General features: G+C 72.9%; 21 protein-coding genes. 4 read left to right on the top strand and 17 right to left on the bottom strand.

Annotated features, from left to right (window positions below):
- Positions 1-31: 31 nt before the first annotated feature.
- From IE294_RS04980 to IE294_RS04955, 6 genes are all read right to left on the bottom strand, one after another.
- Positions 32-391 carry an MmcQ/YjbR family DNA-binding protein gene (locus IE294_RS04980; protein WP_189882637.1) on the bottom strand — a complete coding sequence of 120 codons (360 nt, stop codon included), beginning with the start codon at positions 389-391 and terminating at the stop codon, positions 32-34.
- On the bottom strand, positions 388-1,689 hold the full coding sequence (locus IE294_RS04975) for a hemolysin family protein (protein WP_189882635.1): 1,302 nt from the start codon (positions 1,687-1,689) through the stop codon (positions 388-390). The genes IE294_RS04980 and IE294_RS04975 overlap by 4 nt, the downstream gene beginning before the upstream one ends.
- 9 nt (positions 1,690-1,698) lie before the next feature.
- Positions 1,699-2,196, bottom strand: a complete 498-nt coding sequence (gene ybeY / locus IE294_RS04970; RefSeq protein ID WP_189882633.1) for an rRNA maturation RNase YbeY — start codon at positions 2,194-2,196, stop codon at positions 1,699-1,701.
- Between the two features lie 12 nt (positions 2,197-2,208).
- On the bottom strand, positions 2,209-3,288 hold the full coding sequence (locus tag IE294_RS04965; protein WP_030657027.1) for a PhoH family protein: 1,080 nt from the start codon (positions 3,286-3,288) through the stop codon (positions 2,209-2,211).
- Between the two features lie 157 nt (positions 3,289-3,445).
- A complete protein-coding gene (locus IE294_RS04960) occupies positions 3,446-4,603 on the bottom strand; it encodes a carbohydrate kinase family protein (protein WP_373315784.1) in 1,158 nt (385 codons plus the stop codon).
- Positions 4,604-4,678: 75 nt separating this feature from the next.
- Positions 4,679-5,968: a glucarate dehydratase family protein gene (locus IE294_RS04955; RefSeq protein ID WP_189882631.1), complete on the bottom strand. Its 1,290-nt coding sequence runs from the start codon at positions 5,966-5,968 to the stop codon at positions 4,679-4,681.
- A 296-nt stretch (positions 5,969-6,264) separates the two neighbouring features.
- Between IE294_RS04955 and IE294_RS04950 the strand changes: the two genes are divergently transcribed.
- Entirely contained in the window at positions 6,265-7,551 is a 1,287-nt protein-coding gene (locus IE294_RS04950) for an MFS transporter (protein ID WP_189882629.1), read from the top strand.
- Here IE294_RS04950 and IE294_RS04945 read toward each other — a convergent pair.
- Genes IE294_RS04945 through IE294_RS04925 form a run of 5 tightly spaced genes read right to left on the bottom strand, consistent with a single transcriptional unit; the run spans position 7,503 to position 13,616 of the window.
- Positions 7,503-8,507: an adenosine deaminase gene (locus tag IE294_RS04945; protein ID WP_189882627.1), complete on the bottom strand. Its 1,005-nt coding sequence runs from the start codon at positions 8,505-8,507 to the stop codon at positions 7,503-7,505. The two genes, IE294_RS04950 and IE294_RS04945, sit on opposite strands and share 49 nt — an antisense overlap.
- A gap of 20 nt (positions 8,508-8,527) precedes the next feature.
- Positions 8,528-9,433, bottom strand: coding sequence for a ribonuclease Z (locus IE294_RS04940; protein ID WP_189882625.1), 906 nt, complete (start codon positions 9,431-9,433; stop codon positions 8,528-8,530).
- Positions 9,434-9,439: 6 nt separating this feature from the next.
- On the bottom strand, positions 9,440-9,793 hold the full coding sequence (locus IE294_RS04935; protein ID WP_189882623.1) for a histidine triad nucleotide-binding protein: 354 nt from the start codon (positions 9,791-9,793) through the stop codon (positions 9,440-9,442).
- 42 nt (positions 9,794-9,835) lie between these two features.
- Positions 9,836-13,054, bottom strand: a complete 3,219-nt coding sequence (locus IE294_RS04930) for a S41 family peptidase (protein WP_189882621.1) — start codon at positions 13,052-13,054, stop codon at positions 9,836-9,838.
- 46 nt (positions 13,055-13,100) lie between these two features.
- Positions 13,101-13,616, bottom strand: a complete 516-nt coding sequence (locus tag IE294_RS04925) for a hypothetical protein (protein ID WP_229917019.1) — start codon at positions 13,614-13,616, stop codon at positions 13,101-13,103.
- A gap of 89 nt (positions 13,617-13,705) precedes the next feature.
- Here IE294_RS04925 and IE294_RS04920 point away from each other — a divergent pair, with 89 nt between their 5' ends.
- Entirely contained in the window at positions 13,706-14,158 is a 453-nt protein-coding gene (locus IE294_RS04920) for a hypothetical protein (protein ID WP_189882619.1), read from the top strand.
- On the opposite strand, the gene IE294_RS04915 is transcribed toward IE294_RS04920, so the two are convergent.
- The 5 genes from IE294_RS04915 to hrcA all read right to left on the bottom strand — a co-directional run bounded on the left by IE294_RS04915 (position 14,100) and on the right by hrcA (position 18,698).
- Positions 14,100-14,492 (bottom strand): VOC family protein, encoded by a 393-nt coding sequence (locus tag IE294_RS04915; RefSeq protein WP_189813285.1) that lies wholly within the window; start codon positions 14,490-14,492, stop codon positions 14,100-14,102. The genes IE294_RS04920 and IE294_RS04915 overlap by 59 nt on opposite strands.
- Before the next feature lie 15 nt (positions 14,493-14,507).
- Entirely contained in the window at positions 14,508-15,260 is a 753-nt protein-coding gene (locus IE294_RS04910; RefSeq protein ID WP_189882617.1) for a 16S rRNA (uracil(1498)-N(3))-methyltransferase, read from the bottom strand.
- Positions 15,257-16,333: a nitronate monooxygenase gene (locus tag IE294_RS04905; protein WP_189882615.1), complete on the bottom strand. Its 1,077-nt coding sequence runs from the start codon at positions 16,331-16,333 to the stop codon at positions 15,257-15,259. The genes IE294_RS04910 and IE294_RS04905 overlap by 4 nt, the downstream gene beginning before the upstream one ends.
- Positions 16,334-16,544: 211 nt before the next feature.
- Positions 16,545-17,681, bottom strand: coding sequence for a molecular chaperone DnaJ (dnaJ, locus tag IE294_RS04900; RefSeq protein WP_014672648.1), 1,137 nt, complete (start codon positions 17,679-17,681; stop codon positions 16,545-16,547).
- Complete coding sequence (gene hrcA / locus IE294_RS04895) at positions 17,682-18,698, bottom strand: heat-inducible transcriptional repressor HrcA (RefSeq protein WP_189882613.1); 1,017 nt, start codon at positions 18,696-18,698, stop codon at positions 17,682-17,684.
- Positions 18,699-18,861: 163 nt separating this feature from the next.
- On the opposite strand from hrcA, the gene IE294_RS04890 reads away from it, so the two are divergent.
- Together IE294_RS04890 and IE294_RS04885 are read left to right on the top strand one after the other, a co-directional pair.
- On the top strand, positions 18,862-19,584 hold the full coding sequence (locus IE294_RS04890) for an MBL fold metallo-hydrolase (RefSeq protein ID WP_189882611.1): 723 nt from the start codon (positions 18,862-18,864) through the stop codon (positions 19,582-19,584).
- Between the two features lie 67 nt (positions 19,585-19,651).
- Positions 19,652-20,521 carry a DUF3097 domain-containing protein gene (locus IE294_RS04885; protein ID WP_373315781.1) on the top strand — a complete coding sequence of 290 codons (870 nt, stop codon included), beginning with the start codon at positions 19,652-19,654 and terminating at the stop codon, positions 20,519-20,521.
- On the opposite strand, the gene IE294_RS04880 is transcribed toward IE294_RS04885, so the two are convergent.
- The gene (locus IE294_RS04880) at positions 20,499-21,077 is read right to left on the bottom strand and encodes a Uma2 family endonuclease (RefSeq protein WP_189882609.1); all 579 of its coding nucleotides are present in this window, start codon (positions 21,075-21,077) and stop codon (positions 20,499-20,501) included. The two genes, IE294_RS04885 and IE294_RS04880, sit on opposite strands and share 23 nt — an antisense overlap.
- Positions 21,078-21,095: the final 18 nt, after the last annotated feature.

Here is a 21,095-nt window from a genome sequence, read left to right as displayed (position 1 = left end):
AGCCCGGAAGGGCCGCCCGGCACGGGTGCGCTCACGGGCGGTCGAGCCGCAGCCGCTCGGCCCGGGGCAGACCGGCCACCACCAGGTCGTACGAGTCCTCGATCAGCTCCCGGACCAGCCGGTCCGGGAGCCCACCGTCGACCGTCACGGTGTTCCAGTGCCGTTTGTTCATGTGCCAGCCGGGGACGATCAGCCCCTCGTGCTCGCCGCGCAGCCGGATCGCGTCCTCCGGGTCGCACTTGAGGTTGACCGTGAGGGGCCGCGCGTCCAGGTGGGTCAGGGCGAACATCCTGCCCAGCACCTTGAAGACCGAGGTCTGCGGGCCGAACGGGAAGTCCTCCACCGCCGCGTTGAAGGACAGGCAGAAGGCGCGCAGCTCCCCGGGCGTCACTCGGCCGTCTCCTCCTCGACGACGGGCACGGGCACCGGCTCCACCAGCACCGTCACGATCTTGTTCCGGCGGCCGGCCGCGGCCTCCGCCGTCAGCCGCAGGCTGCGCCCGTCGGGCAGTTCGACCCCGGCGGAGGCCCCGGCGATGGGCACCCGGCCGAGCGCCTTGGCGAGCAGCCCGCCGACGGTCTCCACGTCCTCGTCGTCGTACTCCTCCAGGCCGTACAGCTCGCCGAGGTCGGTGATGTCCAGGCGGGCGGTGACCCGGAAGCGGTCGTCGCCGAGGTCCTCCACGGGCGGGATTTCCCGGTCGTACTCGTCGGTGATCTCGCCGACGATCTCCTCCAGGATGTCCTCGATGGTGACGATCCCGGCGGTGCCGCCGTACTCGTCGATGACGACGGCGACGTGGTTGCGTTCCTTCTGCATCTCGCGCAGCAGGTCGCCGGCGTTCTTGGTGTCGGGCACGAACACGGCCGGGCGCATCGCCGTGGACACCAGGTCGCCCTCCGCGTCCCGGCTGATGTGCGTCTTGCGGACCAGGTCCTTGAGGTACACGATCCCGACGATGTCGTCCTCGCTCTCGCCGGTGACCGGGATGCGGGAGAAACCGGAGCGCAGCGCGAGGGTGAGGGCCTGCCGGATGGTCTTGAAGCGCTCGATGGTGACCAGGTCGGTCCGCGGCACCATGACCTCGCGCACCAGCGTGTCGCCCAGCTCGAAGACCGAGTGCACCATCCGGCGCTCGTCGTCCTCGATCAGCGACTCCTTCTCGGCGAGGTCGACCAGCGCCCGCAGCTCCGCCTCGGAGGCGAAGGGCCCGCGTCTGAAGCCCTTGCCGGGGGTGAGCGCGTTGCCGATGAGGATCAGCAGGGAGGGGATGGGGCCCATGATCCGGGCCAGCGGCAGCAGCACGTAGGCCGCCGCGGTCGCGGTGTTGACCGGGTGCTGGCGGCCGATCGTGCGCGGGGAGACCCCCACGGCGACGTAGGACACGAGGACCATGACCCCGATGGCGACCAGCAGCGCCTGCCAGGTGGCGGCGAACTCCTGGAGGCAGGCGTACGTCACCAGGGCCGCGGCGGCCATCTCGCAGGCCACGCGGACCAGCAGGGCCACGTTCAGATAGCGGGTGGGGTCGGAGGCGAGCTGGGCGAGCCGGGCGCTGCCCCGCCGGCCGGACTTCACGGCCTCCTCGGCGCGGAAGCTGGAGACGCGGGCGAGGCCCGCCTCCGCGCAGGCGGCGAGCCAGGCGACGACGACCAGCGCGATCGCGCCGATCACGATCTGCGGAGACATACGGCCCGCTTACGAGACGGTCGGTGCCGGGGACGGCCCGGTCAGACCGTGCTCGGCCCGCCATCCGTCCACGATGGCGGCCTGGAGCCCGAACATCTCCGCCTTCTCGTCGGGCTCCTCGTGGTCGTACCCGAGCAGGTGCAGCACGCCATGGACGGTGAGCAGCTGGAGCTCCTCGTCCATGGAGTGCCGCGTCGGGGCTTCCGCCCCCTGCTTCGCGGCGACCTCCGGGCACAGCACGATGTCGCCGAGCAGCCCCTGCGGCGGCTCGTCGTCGTCCTTGGACGGCGGGCGCAGCTCGTCCATCGGGAACGACATGACATCGGTGGGGCCCGGCAGGTCCATCCACTGGATGTGCAGCTGCTCCATGGCGTCGGCGTCCACGACGATCACCGAGAGCTCGGAGAGCGGGTGGATGCGCATCCGCGCGAGCGCGTAGCGGGCGATGTCGAGGATCGCCTGCTCGTCTACCTCGGTGCCGGACTCGTTGTTGACGTCGATCGACATGGTCGTGCTGGTCTACTTCCCCTTGGTGCCCTTGGCGCCGGACTTGCCACGGACGCCCTTGGGGGCGCCGTTCTCGGTGCCGTACTTGCTGTCGTACTTCTCGTACGCGTCGACGATACGGCCCACCAGCTTGTGCCGTACGACATCGTGGGAGGACAGCCGGGAGAAGTGGACGTCCTCGACGCCCTCCAGGATCTCCTGCACCTGCCTGAGGCCCGACTTCTGCCCGTTCGGCAGGTCGACCTGCGTCACGTCACCCGTGATCACGATCTTCGAGTCGAAGCCGAGGCGGGTGAGGAACATCTTCATCTGCTCGGGGCTCGTGTTCTGGGCCTCGTCCAGGATGATGAAGGCGTCGTTGAGCGTGCGACCGCGCATGTAGGCGAGCGGCGCGACCTCGATCGTCCCGGCCGCCATCAGCCGCGGGATCGAGTCCGGGTCGATCATGTCGTGCAGCGCGTCGTACAGCGGGCGCAGGTACGGGTCGATCTTCTCGTAGAGCGTGCCGGGCAGGAAGCCGAGCCGCTCGCCCGCCTCCACCGCCGGACGGGTCAGGATGATCCGGTTGACCTGCTTGGACTGGAGGGCCTGCACGGCCTTGGCCATGGCCAGGTAGGTCTTGCCGGTACCGGCGGGGCCGATGCCGAAGACGATCGTGTGCTTGTCGATCGCGTCGACGTACCGCTTCTGGTTGAGGGTCTTCGGGCGGATCGTACGGCCACGCGAGGACAGGATGTTCTGCGTCAGTACCTCGGCCGGGGTCTCCAGGCCGTCGCTCGTCCCTGCCTCGCTCGCCTTCAGCATGGCGATCGAGCGTTCCACTGCGTCCTCCGTCATCGGCTGCCCGGTGCGGAGCACCAGCATCATCTCTTCGAACACGCGCGAGATGAGGGCGACGTCGACCGGGTCGCCGACCGCGCTGATCTCATTGCCCCGGACGTGGATGTCGGCCGCCGGGAAGGCCCTCTCGATCACGCGCAGGAGGGAGTCGCCGGAACCCAGCACGGTCACCATGGGGTGCTGGGCGGGGACGGTGAACTGCGCTCTCGCCTGCTCCTGCGCGGGGGTATGAGCTGTGGGTGTCTGTGTCATGGGCCGGCTCTTAAGGCCTGCGCTTCCTCCTCGTCACGGCCGCGTAGCTGAGGGCGGCCTCGCACTGTCCAGGGTACGACGGGGGGCTGACAACACCGTAGGGCTTTTCATACGACCGTTTCCCGACGGGGTCCGGAAGGCGGAGCCCCCTGGTGCGTCAGCCGGACCGGCGGAACCCGATGGTCGGCACGGCCCGCCGCAACGGCCACGGCCGGTCCAGTTCCTCCGGCACCAGGCCCTCAAGGAACTCGTACCGCCGAAGCGCCGCGTGCGACTGCCCCGGCAGGGACTGCACGCGCCGCCACCACGCCCCGATCTCCGACCACCCCGGCGCCGACAGCGACCCGCCGAACTCCTGCACCGACAGCGCGGCCGTGAGCCCGGCGAAGGCCAGCCGGTCGGCCAGCGGCCACCCCGCCAGGGACCCGGTCACGAACCCGGCGACGAACACGTCCCCCGCCCCGGTCGGATCCAGCGCCTCCACCTCGATCGCCGGCACCTCCGCCGTCTCCCCGGTCCGCCGGTCCACCGCGTAGGCGCCGTCGGAGCCCAGCGTGACCACGGCGACCGGCACGTACGCGGTCAGGGCGTGCGCGGCGAGCCGCGGACAGTCGGTGCCGGTGTACCGCTTGGCCTCCTCCGCGTTGGGCAGGAAGGCCTCGCAGTGCTCCAGGTCGGCCAGCCCGGACAGGTCCCACGCGCCCGTCTCGTCCCAGCCGACGTCGGCGAAGATGCGGGTGCCCGCGCGGGCGGCCTGCGCGATCCAGGGCGCGCTGCGGCCGGGCGTGAGGGAGGCTACGGCGGCCCGCGCCCGGGGCGGCGGGGCGGTGGCGCCCTCCTGGAGGAGCGCGGCCTGTTCCGGCGGTTCGTGCCCGTGCGAGACCATGGTCCGCTCGCCCTCGTAGGCCATGGAGACGGTCACCGGCGAGTGCCAGCCGGGCACGGTCCGCGAGGCGGACAGGTCGATGCCCTCGCCCTGCTCCAGCGCGTCCCAGCAGTACTCGCCGTAGTGGTCGTCGCCGAAGGCCGCCGCGAGGGAGGTCCGCAGGCCGAGCCGGGCCAGGGCGGCGGCCATGTTGGCGACCCCGCCGGGGCTGGAGCCCATGCCCCGGGCCCAGGACTCGGTGCCGCGCACCGGCGCTGAGTCCAGGCCGGTGAAGACGATGTCGAGGAAGACCGTGCCGGTGAGGTGGACGTCCCAGGGCGGGTCACCGGGGGCGCGCAGCGCGGCCAGCGGATCGACCTGGATCTGGCAGCGCGCTGCCTGGGTGAGGTGTTCCGGTTCCTCTCCGGTGAAGATGTGCGACGGCGTCACGGTGCGCTCCCTGGCGTGGTGCGGTTCTGGCCAGTGTGCACCAGGTCACGCACCGGGATGCCGTGCGGCGCCGGGTCACCAGCGGGGCATCGCCGGTGTCCGCCAGTCCGGTTCGGCCGTGCGCATCGCCGCCGCGTCGTCGCGGTCGCGCAGCGAGCCGTCGTCCTCGGCCCACCTCCGGTGCAGCCGGGCCAGTTCGTCCCGGTCCAGTTCGACACCGAGGCCCGGCGCGTCGGACACCGCGACCCGGCCGCCGTCGAAGGCGATCCGTTCGGTGAGGACGTCCTCGGACTGCCAGGGGTAGTGGGAGTCGCAGGCGTGGTGCAGGTTGGGGACCGTGGCCGCCACCTGGGTCATCGCGGCGAGGCTGATACCGAGATGGGTGTTGGAGTGCATGGACACCCCGACCCCGAAGGCGGCGCAGATCGCGGCGAGGTGCTGGGTGTTGCGCAGTCCGCCCCAGTAGTGGTGGTCGGAGAGGACGACCTGCACGGCACCCTGCGTGAACGCCTCCTCGATCTCGCCGAAGGTGGTGACGCACATGTTGGTGGCGAGCGGCACGTCCGTGCCGCTCGCCACCCGGGCCATGCCGGGCGTGCCCAGCGTCGGGTCCTCCAGGTACTCCAGCACGTCGCCGAGTTCCTTCGCGACCTTCAGCGAAGTCTCCACCGACCAGGCGCCGTTGGGGTCGAGCCGCAGCGGGTGTCCGGGGAAGGCCGCGGCGAGGGCGCGGACGGCGGCGATCTCCTCGTCGGGCGGGAACACCCCACCCTTGAGCTTGAACGAGCCGAAGCCGTACCGCTCCCGGAGCCGGCGCGCCTGTTCCACCACACCGGCCGGGTCGAGCGCGGCACCCCACTCGTCCGGCTCGGCGGGGACCCCCGCCGGGTGCCGGTCCCACTTGTAGAAGAGGTAGGCGCTGTACTCGACCGCGTCCCGCACCTTGCCGCCGAGCAGCGCGTGCACGGGCAGGCCGAGCGCCTTGCCCTGGGCGTCGAGGCAGGCGACCTCGAAGGCGGACAGCACGGACAGCCGCAGTTTGTCGGCGGTCTGCACCCCGCGCAGCCCGCCCGCGTCCGTCTGGCCCTCGACCCGGGAGGCGTCCACGGCGAGGTCGATCCCGAACAGGCCGTTCACGTCCATGACCGACCGTCCGGGGAGCCGGTCGGCCAGCGGCCGGGCCAGCTCCAGGTACTTGGTGTCGCCGTAGGTCTCGCCGAGCCCGGTGGTCCCGTCGACGGTGACGATCTCCACGATCAGCCGGGGGGTGTACGGCTGGTGCACGCCCTGGGTGTTGAGCAGCGGCGGGTCGGCGACCAGGATCGGCGTCAGCCGCACCTCGGCGATGGTCAGGTCACGGGTCACGGGCGGGCTCCTACGGGGTCGGATCCGGCGGCGAGGAAGTCTCCAGACCGGCGAGGCCGGTGGGCGAGGGGTCGACCATCTTCCCTTGTGAATGACATCCACATATGAGAACAGAGGCTAGACACTCCTACCCTCGCGCACCACCCCCAAACGCAACCGTGGTCCGGATCACACCCACCGGGCTTCTTCCGGAACCGCGTGCTTGATACAACTTGCTCGCGCGTTCCTGTCCGTCGACGGCCGCAGCCCATCCCCCTTCTTCCGAGCCGCACTTCTCGCCTGCCCTGGGAACGCCCGTGTCCGCCCCCCGCACCCTGCCCTGGCCCCTCGTCGCCCTGTTCGCGGCCGGGTACCTCGCCCCCTACCTGCTGCCCACCACCGTCGGCAGACTCGACAGCGGACTCCCGCTCAGCGCGACCCAGGCGGGGGCCATCGGCAGTGCCCTGCTGCTGAGTTCGGCGACCGCCGGCTTCCTGCTGGCCTCCCGGGTCGACCGGACCGGCCCCCGCCTCCTCGCCCGCGCCGGCCTCGCGCTCGCCGCCCTCGGCTACGGCGGCGCCGCCCTCACCGGCGCCGTACCGGCCGTCGTCGCGGGCGCGGTCGTCGGCGGCCTGGGCTCCGGCACGGTCACGGCGGTGGCCGCGAGCGGCATCGCCGGGCAGCGTGACCCGCACCGGGTCACCACCCTCGGCCTGCTCGGCGTCTCCGCCCTCGCGGGCGCCCTGTACCTGACGATCCCTCACCTGGGCCCCGGCCACGGCCTCCCGTTCGCCGCCCTCGCGCTGGCCGCGCTCGCCGTCTGGCCGCTCACCGGCCGCCTGTCCGGTCGCACCGCCCCGGCCCGCACGGCCGTCGGGTACGACCGCCTCCCCCACCCGCGCGCCGGCCTGCTGCTGGCCGCCGCGATGCCCTGCTGGTCCCTCGCCCAGAACGCCCTGTGGGGCGTCAGCGGCCGGATCGGCCTCGACCAGGCCCACCTCACCGAGGTCACCGTCGGCGCGGTCTTCGCGGTCGCGCTCGGCGCCGGGCTCCTCGGCGTGGTGGGCGCGGGCGCGCTCGGCCCGCGGCTGGGCCGGGCCCTGCCCATCGGCGCCGGCAGCGCCCTCATCGCGGGGTGCGTCGCGCTCAGCGCGGCGGCCACGGACCTGCTCGCGTTCGCGGCGGGCGAGATCGCCTGGAACCTGCTCTACCCGGTCGTGCTGTCCTACGTCATCGCCCTGGCCGCGTCCCTGGACCCGCGGGGCCGCTGGACGGTCCTGGTCGGCTCGGCGTCCTCGCTGGGCACGGCGGCCGGGCCGCTCGCGGGCAGTGTGCTGGCGGCCGGGGCGGGCTTCCCGGCGATGGGGCGGGTGCTCGGCGCCGGGCTGCTGCTGATCGCCGTACCGATGACGGCGGTGGCGCTGCGCACGGGCAGGCGCTCCCTGCCGGCCGCCGACATCCCGGTCGTCGAAGTCCCGGTAGCCGAAGTCCCGGTCCTCGGAATCCCGGTCGTCGAGGTCCCGGTGGAGACGCCCGCCGTGCCCGCTCAGGGTGCCTACGAGACGGCGTCCCCGAACTCGTACGCGTCGACCTCGGCGAGATAGCGGGCCCTGCGCTCCTCGTCGTCCTCCAGGAAGGAGGCGAGGAACGAGTTGCGGGCCAGCTCGCGCAGCCGGTCCCGCGACAGCCCCAGGGCCTCGTGCACGGCCGCGACGTTGTCGCCCGCGTACCCGCCGAAGTACGCGGGGTCGTCGGAGTTGACCGTGCACAGCAGGCCCGCGTCGAGCATGGCGGGCAGGGGATGGTCGGCGAGGGTGTCGACGGTCCGGAGCCGGACGTTGGACAGCGGGCACAGCGTGAGCGGAATCCGCTCCCGCACCAGCCGCTCGACCAGCGCGGGGTCCTCCATGCAGCGCAGGCCGTGGTCGACGCGCTCCACGCCGAGCACGTCCAGCGCCTCGGTGATGTACTCCGGCGGCCCCTCCTCGCCGGCGTGCGCGACCCGGCGCAGCCCGAGCGCGGCGGCGGCCTCGTACACCTCCCGGAACTTCACCGGAGGGTGCCCGACCTCGGCGGAGTCCAGGCCGACCCCGGTGATCCGGTCCAGGTACGGCTCCGCGGCCTGAAGGGTGGCCAGCGCCGACTCGGCGGACTCGTCCCGCAGGAAGCACATGATCAGCCGGGTGGAGACACCGTGGTCGGCCTCGCTGCTGCCGAGCGCCCGCCACAGCCCCTCCACGACCGTGCCCATGGCCACGCCCCGGGCCAGGTGGGCCTGCGGGTCGAAGAAGACCTCCGCGTGCCGCACGCCCTGCGCGGCGGCCCGCGCGAGGTAGGCGTTCGCCAGGTCGGCGAAGTCCTGCTCGGTGCGCAGGACGGCCATCAGCTCGTAGTAGAGGTCCAGGAAGGACTGGAGGTCCTCGAACCGGTAGGCCTCGCGGAGGGCGTCGGTGTCCGTGTACGGGAGGGTCACGCCGTTGCGGGCCGCCAGCTCGAAGGCCAGCTCCGGCTCCAGCGTGCCTTCGATGTGGAGGTGCAGTTCTGCTTTCGGGAGGGGCATCAAAGCATCGTACGGGTGTTTTACCGCCGTTTCGGAACCGGCACCCGCAGCAGGTCGTAGGCCACGGTCAGCTCCCCCGCGAACCCGGCCGCCCGCGCCTGCCGCTCGAACTCCCCCGGGTCGGTGTAGCGCTGGCTGAAGTGGGTGAGCACGAGGTGCCGCACCCCGGCGTCCCGGGCCACGGCGGCGGCCTGCCCGGCCGTCAGATGCCCGTGTTCGATGGCGAGTTCCACGTCCTCGTCGAGGAAGGTGGACTCGATGACGAGCAGGTCGCAGCCCTCCGCGAGCGCGTGCACGCCGTCGCAGAGCCGGGTGTCCATGACGAACGCGAACCGCTGCCCGCGCCGCACCTCGCTGACGTCCTCCAGCGTCACGTCCCCGAGCCGGCCCTCGCGCTGGAGACGGCCCACGTCGGGGCCCCTGACACCGTGCGCGGCGAGCCGGTCGGGCAGCATGCGGCGGCCGTCGGGCTCGATCAGGCGGTAGCCGTAGGACTCGACCGGGTGCGAGAGCCTGCGGGCCTCCAGGGTGTACGACCGGGTCACCGCGAGGATGCCGTCGGCGGCGACCGGGGCCTCGGTGAGGCCGACGGTCTCACGGTAGGCGGTCGCGTAGCGCAGCCGGTCGAAGAAGCGCTGCCCCGAGCGCGGGTAGTGCGCGGTGACCTCGTGCGGCACCTGGTCGAGGTTGATCCGCTGGATGACCCCGGCGAGGCCGAGGGAGTGGTCACCGTGGAAGTGCGTGACGCAGATCCGGTTCAGGTCGTGGGCGGCCACCCCGGCGCGCAGCATCTGCCGCTGCGTGCCCTCGCCGGGGTCGAACAGGAGGCCCTCGCCGTCCCACCGCAGCAGGTAGCCGTTGTGGTTGCGGTGCCGGGTCGGGACCTGGCTGGCGGTGCCGAGGACCACCAGTTCACGGACGGACACGGCTGCCTATCCGGGCGGCCACTGGAGGCCACGGCCGCCGAGGACGTGGGCGTGGGCGTGCCAGACGGTCTGGCCGGCGCCGCTGCCCGTGTTGAAGACGAGGCGGTAGCTGTCGAGCTTCTCCTCGTCGGCGACGGCCTTGCTCTCGGCGAGCACGTCGGCCGCGATCCGCGGGGCGCCCGCGGCGAGCTCGGCCGCGTTCTCGTAGTGGGCCTTGGGGATCACCAGGATGTGGGTCGGAGCCTGCGGGTTTATGTCCCGGAAGGCTACGGTCGTCTCGGTCTCGCGGACGATCGTCGCCGGGATCTCGCCCGCGACGATCTTGCAGAACAGGCAGTCGTTCTGCGGCTCTCCGGCCATGGGTGTGCCTCCTGTGATCAATACGGTGGGCATCGTAGTCGGTCAGGTGGGCATGCCCGGCGGTGTTTTCGCGGGACTGCTCTCCAGCGCCTCCAGCGCGAGCCTGATCGCCTCGTCCAGTTGGGCATCGCGGCCCGCCGCCCAGTCCTGGGGCCTCTGGACGACCTCCACGTCCGGGTCCACCCCGTGGTTCTCCACGTCCCAGCCCACGCCCTCCAGCCACATCGCGTACTTCGGCTGGGTGACCAGGGTGCCGTCGAGCAGGTGGTAGCGGCTGTCGATGCCGATGACGCCGCCCCAGGTGCGGGTGCCGACGACCGGGCCGATGCCCAGGGCCCTGATCGCCGCGTTGACGATGTCGCCGTCGGAGCCGGAGAACTCGTTGGCGACGGCGACGACCGGGCCGCGCGGGGCGTCCAGCGGATAGCTGGTGGGGCGCATGCCGCGCGGGAGGTCCCAGCCGATGATGCGGCGGGCCAGCTTCTCGACCACGAGCTGGGAGGTGTGGCCGCCCCGGTTCTCGCGGACGTCGACCACGAGGCCTTCGCGGGCCACCTCGACGCGCAGGTCGCGGTGGATCTGGGCCCAGCCGGGGGCCTGCATGTCCGGGACGTGGAGGTAGCCGAGCCGGCCCGCGGAGGCCGCGTGGACATGGGCGCGGCGATCGGCGACCCAGGCGTGGTAGCGCAGGGGCTCCTCGTCGGCGATGGGGACGACGACCGTGTGCCGGGGTTCGCCGCCGCCGGCCGGGGAGACGGTCAGCTCCACCGGGTGGCCGGCCGTGCCGACGAGCAGCGGGCCCGGACCCGCCACCGGGTCGACCTGGTGGCCGGCGACCGCGATGATCGCGTCACCGGGACGGACCGCGGCGCCGGGCGCGGCGAGCGGGGAGCGGGCCTCCGGGTCGGAGGTCTCCGACGGCAGGATGCGGTCGATGCGCCAGCTGCCGTCCTCGTGGCGGGAGATGTCCGCGCCCAGCAGGCCGTGCCGGGCGCGGCGGCCGGAACCGCCGCGCGGGATGACGTAGGCGTGCGAGGTGCCCAGTTCGCCGTGCACCTCCCAGAGCAGGTCGACCAGGTCGCTGTGGGTGGCGAGGCGGGCCAGGAGCGGGCGGTAGCGGGCGAGGACGCCGTTCCAGTCGGTGCCGCCGAGGTCGGGGCGCCAGAAGTGGTCGCGCATCAGGCGGCCGGTCTCGTCGTACATCTGCCGCCACTCGGCGGCCGGGTCGACGGTCTGCCGGACCCGGGCGAGGTCGACGGTGACGCTGGTGTCGCCGTCGTCGTCGGTGCCGGTTCGGCGGTCGCTCGGTACGACCCGGAGCCGGCCGTCGGCCCACAGCAGGACGCGTTTGCCGTCGCCGCTGACCTCGAAGTGGTCGGCGTCGGAGGCGAGGTGCTCCAGGCGGCGCTGGGCGAGGTCGTAGCGCTCCAGCTCGGTGTGCGGGTCGGGGTCCTCGGGGTGGGCGCGGGAGGCGCCGAGGACACCCTGCACGGGGTGGCGCAGCCAGAGGACGCCGTCCTTGGCGGCCCGGAGCGTGGAGTAGCGGCCGGCCTCGACCGGGAAGGGGACGATGCGGTCGGCCAGGCCCTCCAGGTCGATGCGGGTGGTCGGTGTGCCCTCGCCGTCGGGGGTCTCGTCCTTGTCGGAGGTCTCGAAGGGGCGTCCGTGGCGCTGCGGGCCGAACGGCGAGGGGGTGGTGGCGGCCAGCGTGATCAGGTGCGGGCGGGCGCCGACCACGAACGCGAGGTCGAAGACGTGCTCGTCGTAGACCGGGTCGAAGGCGCGGTTGGAGAGGAACGCGAGGTGTTTGCCGTCCAGCGTGAAGGCGGGCGCGTAGTCCTGGAAGCGCAGCGGGGTCGCCTCGGTCACCGACAGGTCGGTGGTGTGGGCGACGCGCAGCTGGGACAGCGGCCGGGGGCCGGGGTGGGACCAGGCGAGCCAGGCGGAGTCGGGGGAGAAGGCGAGGCCGGAGACCTCGCCGTCGTCGCTGCGGTCGACCTCGCGGACCTCGCCGGTCTCCCGTTCGACCATCAGCAGTCTGCCGTCGTGCGCGGCCACGGCGGCCCGGCTGCCGTCGGGTGCCATGGCCAGCTCCAGGACCCGGCCGAGCTGTCCGGCGGCGAGCCGGCGCGGCGGGGCGCCGGGCACGGTGCCGGTCGCGGGCGCGAACTCCAGGGCGTCGTCGCCCTCGGCGTCCGTCACCCACACCACCCACTCCTCGCCGTCGGCGCGGAAGACGCGCGGCGTCCGGGCGCGCACGCCGGGGGTGGCGGCCAGGGCGCGGGCCGGGCCGGAGCGGTGGGTGACCCAGTGGATGCCGCCGCGCACGCAGACGGCGCTGCCGCGCGCGGTGTGGTCGGGGGCCGCCTCGCCGAACCAGCGGGAGGCGTTGACGGGGTACGGCCGCAGGTCGACGCGGGGTCCGCCGAGCCGTACGTCCAGCCGGCGCGGCTCGGCGCCCTCCAGGTCGTCCAGCAGCCAGAGTTCGCCGGCCGAGCTGTAGACGACGCGGGTGCCGTCACCGGCCGCGTGGCGGGCGTAGAAGCTGTCGAGCGGTGTGTGCCGGCGCAGGTCGGAGCCGTCGGCGAGGGAGGAGTAGAGCGCGCCGGTGCCCTCGTGGTCGGAGAGGAAGGCGATGCGGTCTCCGGCCCACACCGGGCACTCGATGTTCCCGTCGAGGTCCTCGTGCAGCCGGACGAACTCGCCGCTGCCGTCCCGGTCGATCCACAACTTGCCCGCCGTGCCGCCCCGGTAGCGCTTCCAGTGCGCGGCCTCACGGCCCATCGGCGCGGACAGCAGCACGGTGGCCGGGCCGAGGGCCACATCGCCGACGGGGCCGTACGGCAGGGTCTCGGCGGGGCCGCCGTCCAGCGGGACGGCGTGCGCCCAGGTGTGCCGGAAGCTGTGCCGGCCCTGCGCGCCGAGCGCGAGCACCCGCCCGTCCGGGGTCCAGCCGCGCACCTCGGTACGGCCGTTGCCCCAGTACGTCAGCCGCTCGGCGGGACCCCCGTCGACCGGGGCGACATGCACCTCGGGGGCGCCGTCCCGGGTGGAGGTCCAGGCGAGGTGCCGGCCGTCCGGCGATATCCGGGGCCGGGTCACCGGCATGTTGTCGGCACTGACCCGCCAGGCCCGGCCGCCGTCGACCGGCGCGAGCCAGACGTCGTCCTCGGCGACGAAGGTCACCAAGTCGCCGTGCGGATGGGGGAATCGGAGATAGGCGGAGTCTGCCGTGGTTCCCGTCGAAGCACCCTGAGTCACGCCGTCACTCTACGCAGCGACGGGTGCGCCCGCTCCCGGTTTCGGATCACTTGCCCGGCACGGGCCAGACGGTACGGGTGACGGTGACGGTCACGGTCGGCCGTCCTCCGGTGGGCGGCCGGTACGTCGGCACGGGCGGGGCGGAGCAGTTGCCGAGCCCGTTGACGCGGAACACCTGTCTGCCGTCGACCTTGGCGGTCAGGTCCCCGCGCACACAGGCACCGTCGACGGCCCTGGTCACCAGCCCGGTGACGACGATCTTCCGCCGGTCGTCCGTCTCGCCCTGGCAGTCGACGGAGACGACGGTGGTCTCGCTCGGCGCGGGCGAGCCGCCGCGGGCGCCGCCGTCATCGCGGTAACCGCCGGTGCACGTGAGCCAGCCGACGTTCACGTGCCGGTGCTCCAGCGCCGCGGTCGCGGTCTGATCGGTGGTGTAGGCGACGGTCGCCGACCCGAGCCCTCCACCGGGCTGACAGGCCACGACAGCCCCGCCGCCCACCACGACGAGTCCCGCCACGGCCACCACTCGCGCCCGACGCCGTATCCACCTCGAATCCCCCATACAGGGCAGCGTGCCACCGGCCCCCACCGCGGGGAAGCCCGGATACGGCCACTCACCCGTTCGGGGGGCCGGCCGTCTACGCCGGCCGCATGCGCAGTCATCACAGGCTCAGGCGGCTCGTGGTGGCGGACGGCACCGTCTACCGGTGGACCGTCCGGCACAAGCACGCGGACCGCGACGCCTGCCGGGAGGTGCTCTCGCTGTACCGGGACGGTGTCCCCACCCGGATCGTCTTCCGGGCCGGCGAGGTCGGCTCCGGCCGCTATGTCTCCGACGGCTACTGGTACGCGGGCTGCGTCCTGGACGGCCGCGGCAACCTGCTCAACCTGCGCGAACCCCGCGTCGTCCGGGCCGTCGTCGACGAAGTGGAGCGGCGAGGGCTGCTGGCGGGGCGCGGCGAGGTGGACGGCTGGGAGCTGTTCCGCCCGGTCGTCGAGGTCGTGGACGCCGTCGAAGGCGCCCGGGCCGCCACGGCGGCGGACGTCAGCCGCGCAGCAGCAGCCACTCCTGGAGTTCGACCAGGTTGCCCTCCGGGTCCTTGAGGTGGGCCACGCGCATCCGGTCGGTCATGGGGGCCGGCCCGTGCAGCAGGGCCGCGCCCCGGGCGGTGATCTCCGCGCAGTAGGCGTCGAGGTCGTCGACGCGCAGGACGACCAGGGACCGGTGGCCGGTGGCGGTGTCGCCCAGCTCGGCCAGGAGCCCGGCCATCATCGCGCGGTCCTGGAGCGCGATCCCGGCGGAACCGGCGTGCGGGCTGAACTTCTCGTACGGCCCCTCCGCCGCGCCGGACTGCGGCCTGAGGCCGAGGACGTCGGCGTAGAAGCGGTAGCAGGCGGCGAAGTCGGTGACCAGGAGCCGGACTTGGGCGAGTTCCACGGTGTCCCCAGGGCGTCAGGACCAGCGGCCGGTGCGGCCCAGCAGCAGGGCCGCGGCGGCGGTGCCGGCGGTGGAGGTGCGCAGGACGGTGGGGCCGAGGACACAGGCCTTCGCGCCCGCCTCCTCGAAGAGCGCCAACTCGTCCCGTGACACACCGCCTTCGGGACCCACGACCAGGACGATCTCGCCCTGGGCGGGGAGTTCGGCGGTGGCCAGGGGCTCGCTGACGTGGTCGAAGTCGGAGTGGAGCACGGCGGCGAAGTCCGCCGCGCCGAGCAGCGCGGCGACCTGCTTGGTGGCGGCCAGGTCCGCGACCTCCGGGAAGCGCAGCCGGCGGGACTGCTTGCCGGCCTCCCGCGCGGTGGCACGCCACTTGGCGAGCGCCTTCGCCCCCCGCTCGCCCTTCCACTGGGTGATGCAGCGCGCGGCCTGCCAGGGCACGATCGCGTCGACGCCGGTCTCCGTCATCGTCTCCACGGCCAGCTCGCCGCGGTCGCCCTTGGGCAGGGCCTGGACGACGGTGATACGGGGGCTGGGCTCGGGCTCCACCGGGAACTCGAACGGCTCGACCACCAGGTGGTCCTTCCCCGACACGCTGACGACGACCCCGGCCGCGCCCCGGCCCCTGCCGTCGGTGAGCACCACGTTCTCGCCCGGCTGCAACCGCCGTACGGAGACCGCGTGCCGTCCTTCCGGACCCTGGACGTCGACGACCGAGCCGGGGCCCACGCCCTCCAGCGAGTCGACGACGAACACCGGCGCGGTCATCGGGGACCACCCCCGGCCGACAACGCTGTCCGGGCCTCGGCGAGTTCGGCCGCCAGCACCTCCACCAGCCGGCCCGCGGGCAGTTCCCGGGCCATCCGGTGTCCCTGCCCGGCCCACATCGCCATGCCCTGCGCGTCCTCGGCCTTGGCGGCGGCCTTGCGCAGCGGCGCGGTGAGGTGGTTGACCTCGGGGTAGGCGGCGGGGGCGTACCGGCCGTGCTCGCGCAGGAAGCGGTTGACCAGCGCGCGGGCCGGGCGGCCGGTGAAGGCACGGGTCAGCTCGGTGCGCGGGAACAGCGGGTCGGTCAGCGCCCGCTTGTGCAGGGGGTGCGCGCCGGACTCGTGGGCGGCGACGAACGCGGTGCCCAGCTGGGCCGCGCCGGCGCCCGCCGCGAGGGCCGCGGCGATCTGGCCGCCGCGCATGATGCCGCCGGCGGCGACGACCGGGATGCGCACGGCCTCCCGGACCTGCGCCACCAGCGACAGCAGGCCGATGCCGGCGCCGTCGTTCTCCGGGAGGTCACGGTGGGTGCCCTGGTGTCCGCCGGCCTCCACGCCCTGCGCGATCACCGCGTCGGCCCCGGCCCGCTCGACCGCGCGTGCCTCCTCCGCGGTGGTGGCGGTGACCAGGGTGAAGGTGCCGACGCGGTGGAGCTTGTCGAACACCTCGCGGGGCGGCACGCCGAAGTGGAAGGAGACCACCGGTACCGGGTCGTCGAGCAGGACGGCTAGCTTGGCGTCGTAGCCGTCGTCCCGGCCGCTGTCCGGGTCGCCCAGCTCGGTCTCGTACCAGGCGGCCTCGCCGGCCAGCTGGTGCGCGTAGAGGTCGACCGCCCCGGACTCCGCGTGCTCGGGCTGCGGCACGAAGAGGTTCACGCCGAAGGGGCGGCTCGTGAGCCCGCGCATCTGCTTGATCTCCTGGTACATGCCGTCGGCGGTCTTGTACCCGGCGGCGAGGAACCCGAGGCCGCCGGCCTCGCAGACGGCGGCGGCGAGCTGCGGGACGGAGACACCGCCCGCCATGGGAGCCTGCACGATCGGGTGGGGGAAGAGATCGGTCAGCGCGGAGGACATGACCGCATGTTGTCACGTCCTTCGGACAAGTCCGAATCCGGGCATCCCCCGGCACACGCCAACGACGTACGGGGTACCGAAGCACCCCGTACGTCACCGATCAGCGCCCGTTGAACGCGTCCTTCAGGCGCGAGAACAGCCCCCGCTGCCCCGGCTGACCGTGCCTGCCCGGGGGACGACCCCCGGACCCCCGGCCACCCCGCAGCCCACGTCAGCGCCCGTTGAACGCGTCCTTCAACCGCGAGAACAGCCCCTGCTGCCCCGGCTGGAACTGGCCCTGCGGCCGTTCCTCGCCGCGCAGTTTGGCCAGCTCGCGCAGCAGCCGCTCCTGCTCGGGGTCCAGCTTGGTCGGCGTGGTCACCTCGACGTGCACGACCAGGTCGCCCCGGCCGCCGCCGCGCAGGTGCGTGACGCCCCGGCCGTGCAGCGGGATCGACTGGCCGGACTGGGTGCCGGGCCGGATGTCGACCTCCTCCAGGCCGTCCAGCGTCTCCAGCGGCACCTTCGTGCCGAGGGACGCCGCCGTCATCGGGATCGTGACCGTGCAGTGCAGGTCGTCGCCGCGCCGCTGGAACGTCGGGTGCGGCAGCTCGTGGATCTCGACGTACAGGTCGCCGGCCGGGCCGCCGCCGGGGCCGACCTCGCCCTCACCGGCGAGCTGGATCCGCGTGCCGTTGTCGACACCGGCCGGGATCTTCACGGTCAGCGTCCGGCGCGAGCGCACCCGGCCGTCGCCGGCGCACTCCGGGCACGGGGTCGGGACGACCGTGCCGAAGCCCTGGCACTGCGGGCACGGCCGCGAGGTCATGACCTGGCCCAGGAAGGACCGGGTGACCTGGGAGACCTCACCCCGGCCGCGGCACATGTCACACGTCTGGGCGGACGTGCCGGGCGCCGCGCCCTCGCCGTTGCAGGTGTTGCAGACGACGGCCGTGTCGACCTGGATGTCCTTGGTCGTCCCGAAGGCCGCCTCGTCCAGCTCGACCTCGATCCGGATCATCGCGTCCTGGCCGCGCCGGGTGCGCGAGCGCGGCCCGCGCTGCGACGCCGTACCGAAGAACGCGTCCATGATGTCGGAGAAGTTGCCGAAGCCGCCGGCCCCGAAGCCGCCCGCGCCCGCGCCGCCCGACTGGGAGAGCGGGTCGCCGCCGAGGTCGTAGACCTGCTTCTTCTGCGGGTCCGACAGCACCTCGTAAGCGGCGTTGATCTCCTTGAACCGCTCCTGGGTCTTCGGGTCCGGGTTGACGTCCGGGTGCAGCTCGCGCGCGAGCCGGCGGAACGCCTTCTTGATCTCATCCTGCGACGCGTCGCGGCGCACGCCGAGAACGGCGTAGTAGTCCGTGGCCACTTACGACTCCGCCAGGATCTGTCCGACGTACCGTGCCACTGCGCGTACCGCTCCCATCGTTCCCGGGTAGTCCATGCGGGTCGGTCCGACCACGCCGAGCTTGGCAACCGCCTCGCCGCCCGAACCGTAGCCGACCGACACGACGGAGGTGGAGTTGAGTCCCTCATGGGCGTTCTCGTGGCCGATGCGCACGGTCACACCCGGATCCTTCGCCTCGCCGAGGAGCTTGAGGAGCACGACCTGCTCCTCCAGGGCCTCCAGGACGGGCCGGATCGTGAGGGGGAAGTCATGTCCGAAGCGGGTCAGATTGGCGGTGCCGCCGATCATCAGCCGCTCCTCGTTCTCCTCCACGAGTGTCTCCAGAAGAGTGGAGAGCACCGTGGAGACCGTACCGCGGTCCTCCGGATCGAAGGCGTCCGGGAGGTCCTCGACCAGCTTCGGCACGTCCGTGAACCGGCGGCCGGCGACCCGGCTGTTGAGCCGCGCCCGCAGATCCGCCAGCGATGCCTCGCCGAACGGCGCCGGGCAGTCGACCATCCGCTGCTCGACCCGGCCGGTGTCCGTGATCAGCACGAGCATCACGCGCGCGGGAGCCAGCGACAGCAGCTCCACGTGCCGGACCGTGGACCGGGTCAGGGACGGGTACTGCACGACGGCGACCTGCCGGGTGAGCTGCGCGAGCAGCCGCACGGTCCGCGCCACGACGTCGTCGAGGTCGACGGCGCCCTCCAGGAAGTTCTGGATCGCCCGCCGCTCCGGCGCGGTCATCGGCTTCACGCCCGCGAGCTTGTCCACGAACAGCCGGTAGCCCTTGTCGGTGGGGATCCGCCCCGCACTGGTGTGCGGCTGGGCGATGTACCCCTCGTCCTCCAGGGCCGCCATGTCGTTGCGGACGGTCGCCGGGGAGACGCCGAGGCTGTGCCGCTCGGTGAGCGCCTTGGAACCGACCGGCTCCTCGGTGCCCACGTAGTCCTGGACGATGGCGCGCAGTACCTGAAGCCTGCGTTCACTCAGCATTCGCGCGCACCTCCAGCACGTCGTCCCCTCGTCCGTTCGGGTTCGCCCCTTTGGCACTCTTCCCGTGCGAGTGCCAGCGTTCCCCGGCCCAGTGTACGGCTGCCGGGTACACCCTGGGCAAGGTCGGGCCGCCGTACCGGCTCGTACCGCTAGCGTCGCGGGTATGACCGTGACTTGGGAAGAGCTGGGGTGGGAGCGGCTGGCCGCGGGGGTGGGCCGGTGCCGGCTGCCGGGCTGGGACTGCACGGCGGGGCTGGTCCTCGGGGAGGGTACGGCACTGCTCGTGGACGCCGGTTCGAGCCTCGCGGAGGGGGTCCGGCTGCGCGGCCAGGCCGAGGAGCTGGCGGGCGGCCGTGTGACCCATCTCGCGCTCACCCATCCCCACTTCGACCACGTCTTCGGCGCCGCCGTGTTCGCCGGGGCGGAGGTGTACGGGGCGGTGGGCCTGGACGCGGTGTTCGCGTACGAGCGCGCGGACCTGCGGCTGGACGCGGTCCGCAACGGGCTGCCGGTGGCCGACGCCGACGAGGCGGTGGACGCGCTGGCCCCGCCCCGCCACGCGGTCTCCGGCGAGTGGACGCTGGACCTCGGCGACGGCCGCCAGGCACTGCTGGCCAACGTGGGCCCCGGCCACACGGCGCACGACCTGGCCGTGCTGGTGCCGGGCGAGCCCGAGGTGGTGTTCTGCGGCGACCTGGTGGAGGAGTCCGGCGAACCCCAGGCGGGCCCCGACGCGGTCCCGTCCCGCTGGCCGGACGCGCTGGACAGGCTGCTGGCACTCGGCGGCGAGGACGCTCTGTACGTGCCCGGTCACGGCGCGGTGGTGGACGCGGGGTTCGTCCGCCGCCAACGGGACGCCCTGGCAACGCGGTTCGGCGTGATCTGAGCGGCTCCCGAGGGCTGGACCGGCGTGTCGTGAGCGTTCGGACCCGGCTTCTCCTATCGTCATCCGAATGCGCCCACCCGTCTCCCGCCACCGCCCTTCCAACGAGGGTCCTTCGGGCCCGCGCCCTCGTGTGTACTCCGCCGACCTCACCCCGCCGTGGAAGAAGCCCAAGCCCGTGCCGGAGGTGCCGGCCGAGCCGGGTCTGGTGGTGGAGGAGCCCGGCACCGGGTTCTGCGGCGCGGTGATCCGCTGCGAGGCGGGCACGGTGACCCTGGAGGACCGCTTCGGCAAGCACCGGGTGTTCCCGCTGGAGCCGCGCGGCTTCCTGCTGGAGGGGCGCGTGGTGACGCTCGTCCGCCCCGCCGCCTCGGCCCCGCGTCCCACCCGTACGGCGTCCGGCTCGGTCGCCGTCCCCCAGGCACGCGCGCGCGTGGCCCGTGCCGGACGCATCTACGTGGAGGGCCGGCACGACGCCGAGCTGGTCGAGAAGGTGTGGGGCGACGACCTGCGGATCGAGGGGGTGGTCGTGGAGTACCTGGAGGGCGTGGACGACCTCCCGTCGATCGTGGAGTCCTTCGCCCCGGGCCCGGACGCGCGGCTGGGCGTCCTGGTGGACCATCTGGTGCCGGGGACGAAGGAGTGGCGGATCGCGGAGTCGGTGACGAGCGAACACGCGCTGGTCGTCGGCCACCCGTTCATCGACGTCTGGCAGGCGGTGAAGCCGGCGTCGCTGGGCATCGAGGCGTGGCCGGCGGTGCCGAAGGGCCAGGACTGGAAGACGGGCGTGTGCCGGGCGCTGGGCTGGCCGGCGGAGAACACCGGCGCGGTGTGGCAGGCGATCCTGAAGCGGGTGGGCTCCTACAAGGACCTGGAGCCGGAGCTGCTGGGGCGCGTGGAGGAGCTGATCGACTTCGTCACGGGTAGCGGTGGGGCCTGACGTCCGGCAACGTCCCGAACTCGCTGGTGTCGAGTTCGAGCCCGAGAGCGTCCAACGGGACTGGATCCCCGAACTTGATGATCTCCTGGCTGAGATAGTCGGCGTCCTCCCCCTGGCCCGTCGGCTTCGTCAGCAGAACGCAGTGGGCCATGATCGGGTCGACGATGAGGTACGCGGGGATCTTCCCCGCCGCATAGATCGAGCGCTTGACCACGTAGTCCTGGTGGACGCTGTACTTGGAGACGACCTCCAGCACCATGGTGATCAGTTGGCTGGGCAACAGCCGCCCGGAGCTGGGCAGCACTTCGGGCGAGAGAACCACCAGGTCGGGCACCGGCTCGCTGGATTCACCGGCGATGTCGACGTCCTGTGTCTGAAGGGGATACCACCGCTCAAGGGGCATCTGCCGCTGCGTGTGCAGCACGATCAGGTTGTGCACCAGATCAGGGCCGGCCATCATCACGATGACTCCTCGGAGAAGCTCAGCCTTGACACCCTCGGGAGGCTCGAACTCGTCGAGGTACTTGGCCATTCCACGCTCGTCCACAGCGGTCATCTCCGTGGCCTCCACATC

The sequence above is a fragment of the Streptomyces canarius genome (assembly GCF_014650735.1).
Taxonomy (GTDB): Bacteria; Actinomycetota; Actinomycetes; order Streptomycetales; family Streptomycetaceae; genus Streptomyces; species Streptomyces olivaceoviridis.
This window is presented reverse-complemented; position numbering and strand designations above follow the sequence as displayed.

What these genes read in the sequence shown, in the direction of transcription:
- IE294_RS04920 (WP_189882619.1), top strand. Translation starts at nt 13,706, where the DNA reads ATGCGCAGTCATCACAGGCTCAGGCGGCTCGTGGTGGCGGACGGCACC.
- IE294_RS04905 (WP_189882615.1), bottom strand. Translation starts at nt 16,333, where the DNA reads ATGTCCTCCGCGCTGACCGATCTCTTCCCCCACCCGATCGTGCAGGCT.
- IE294_RS04880 (WP_189882609.1), bottom strand. Translation starts at nt 21,077, where the DNA reads ATGACCGCTGTGGACGAGCGTGGAATGGCCAAGTACCTCGACGAGTTC.
- IE294_RS04965 (WP_030657027.1), bottom strand. Translation starts at nt 3,288, where the DNA reads ATGACACAGACACCCACAGCTCATACCCCCGCGCAGGAGCAGGCGAGA.
- IE294_RS04975 (WP_189882635.1), bottom strand. Translation starts at nt 1,689, where the DNA reads ATGTCTCCGCAGATCGTGATCGGCGCGATCGCGCTGGTCGTCGTCGCC.
- hrcA (WP_189882613.1), bottom strand. Translation starts at nt 18,698, where the DNA reads ATGCTGAGTGAACGCAGGCTTCAGGTACTGCGCGCCATCGTCCAGGAC.
- IE294_RS04925 (WP_229917019.1), bottom strand. Translation starts at nt 13,616, where the DNA reads ATGGGGGATTCGAGGTGGATACGGCGTCGGGCGCGAGTGGTGGCCGTG.
- IE294_RS04890 (WP_189882611.1), top strand. Translation starts at nt 18,862, where the DNA reads ATGACCGTGACTTGGGAAGAGCTGGGGTGGGAGCGGCTGGCCGCGGGG.
- IE294_RS04910 (WP_189882617.1), bottom strand. Translation starts at nt 15,260, where the DNA reads ATGACCGCGCCGGTGTTCGTCGTCGACTCGCTGGAGGGCGTGGGCCCC.
- ybeY (WP_189882633.1), bottom strand. Translation starts at nt 2,196, where the DNA reads ATGTCGATCGACGTCAACAACGAGTCCGGCACCGAGGTAGACGAGCAG.
- IE294_RS04935 (WP_189882623.1), bottom strand. Translation starts at nt 9,793, where the DNA reads ATGGCCGGAGAGCCGCAGAACGACTGCCTGTTCTGCAAGATCGTCGCG.
- IE294_RS04945 (WP_189882627.1), bottom strand. Translation starts at nt 8,507, where the DNA reads ATGCCCCTCCCGAAAGCAGAACTGCACCTCCACATCGAAGGCACGCTG.
- IE294_RS04885 (WP_373315781.1), top strand. Translation starts at nt 19,652, where the DNA reads ATGCGCCCACCCGTCTCCCGCCACCGCCCTTCCAACGAGGGTCCTTCG.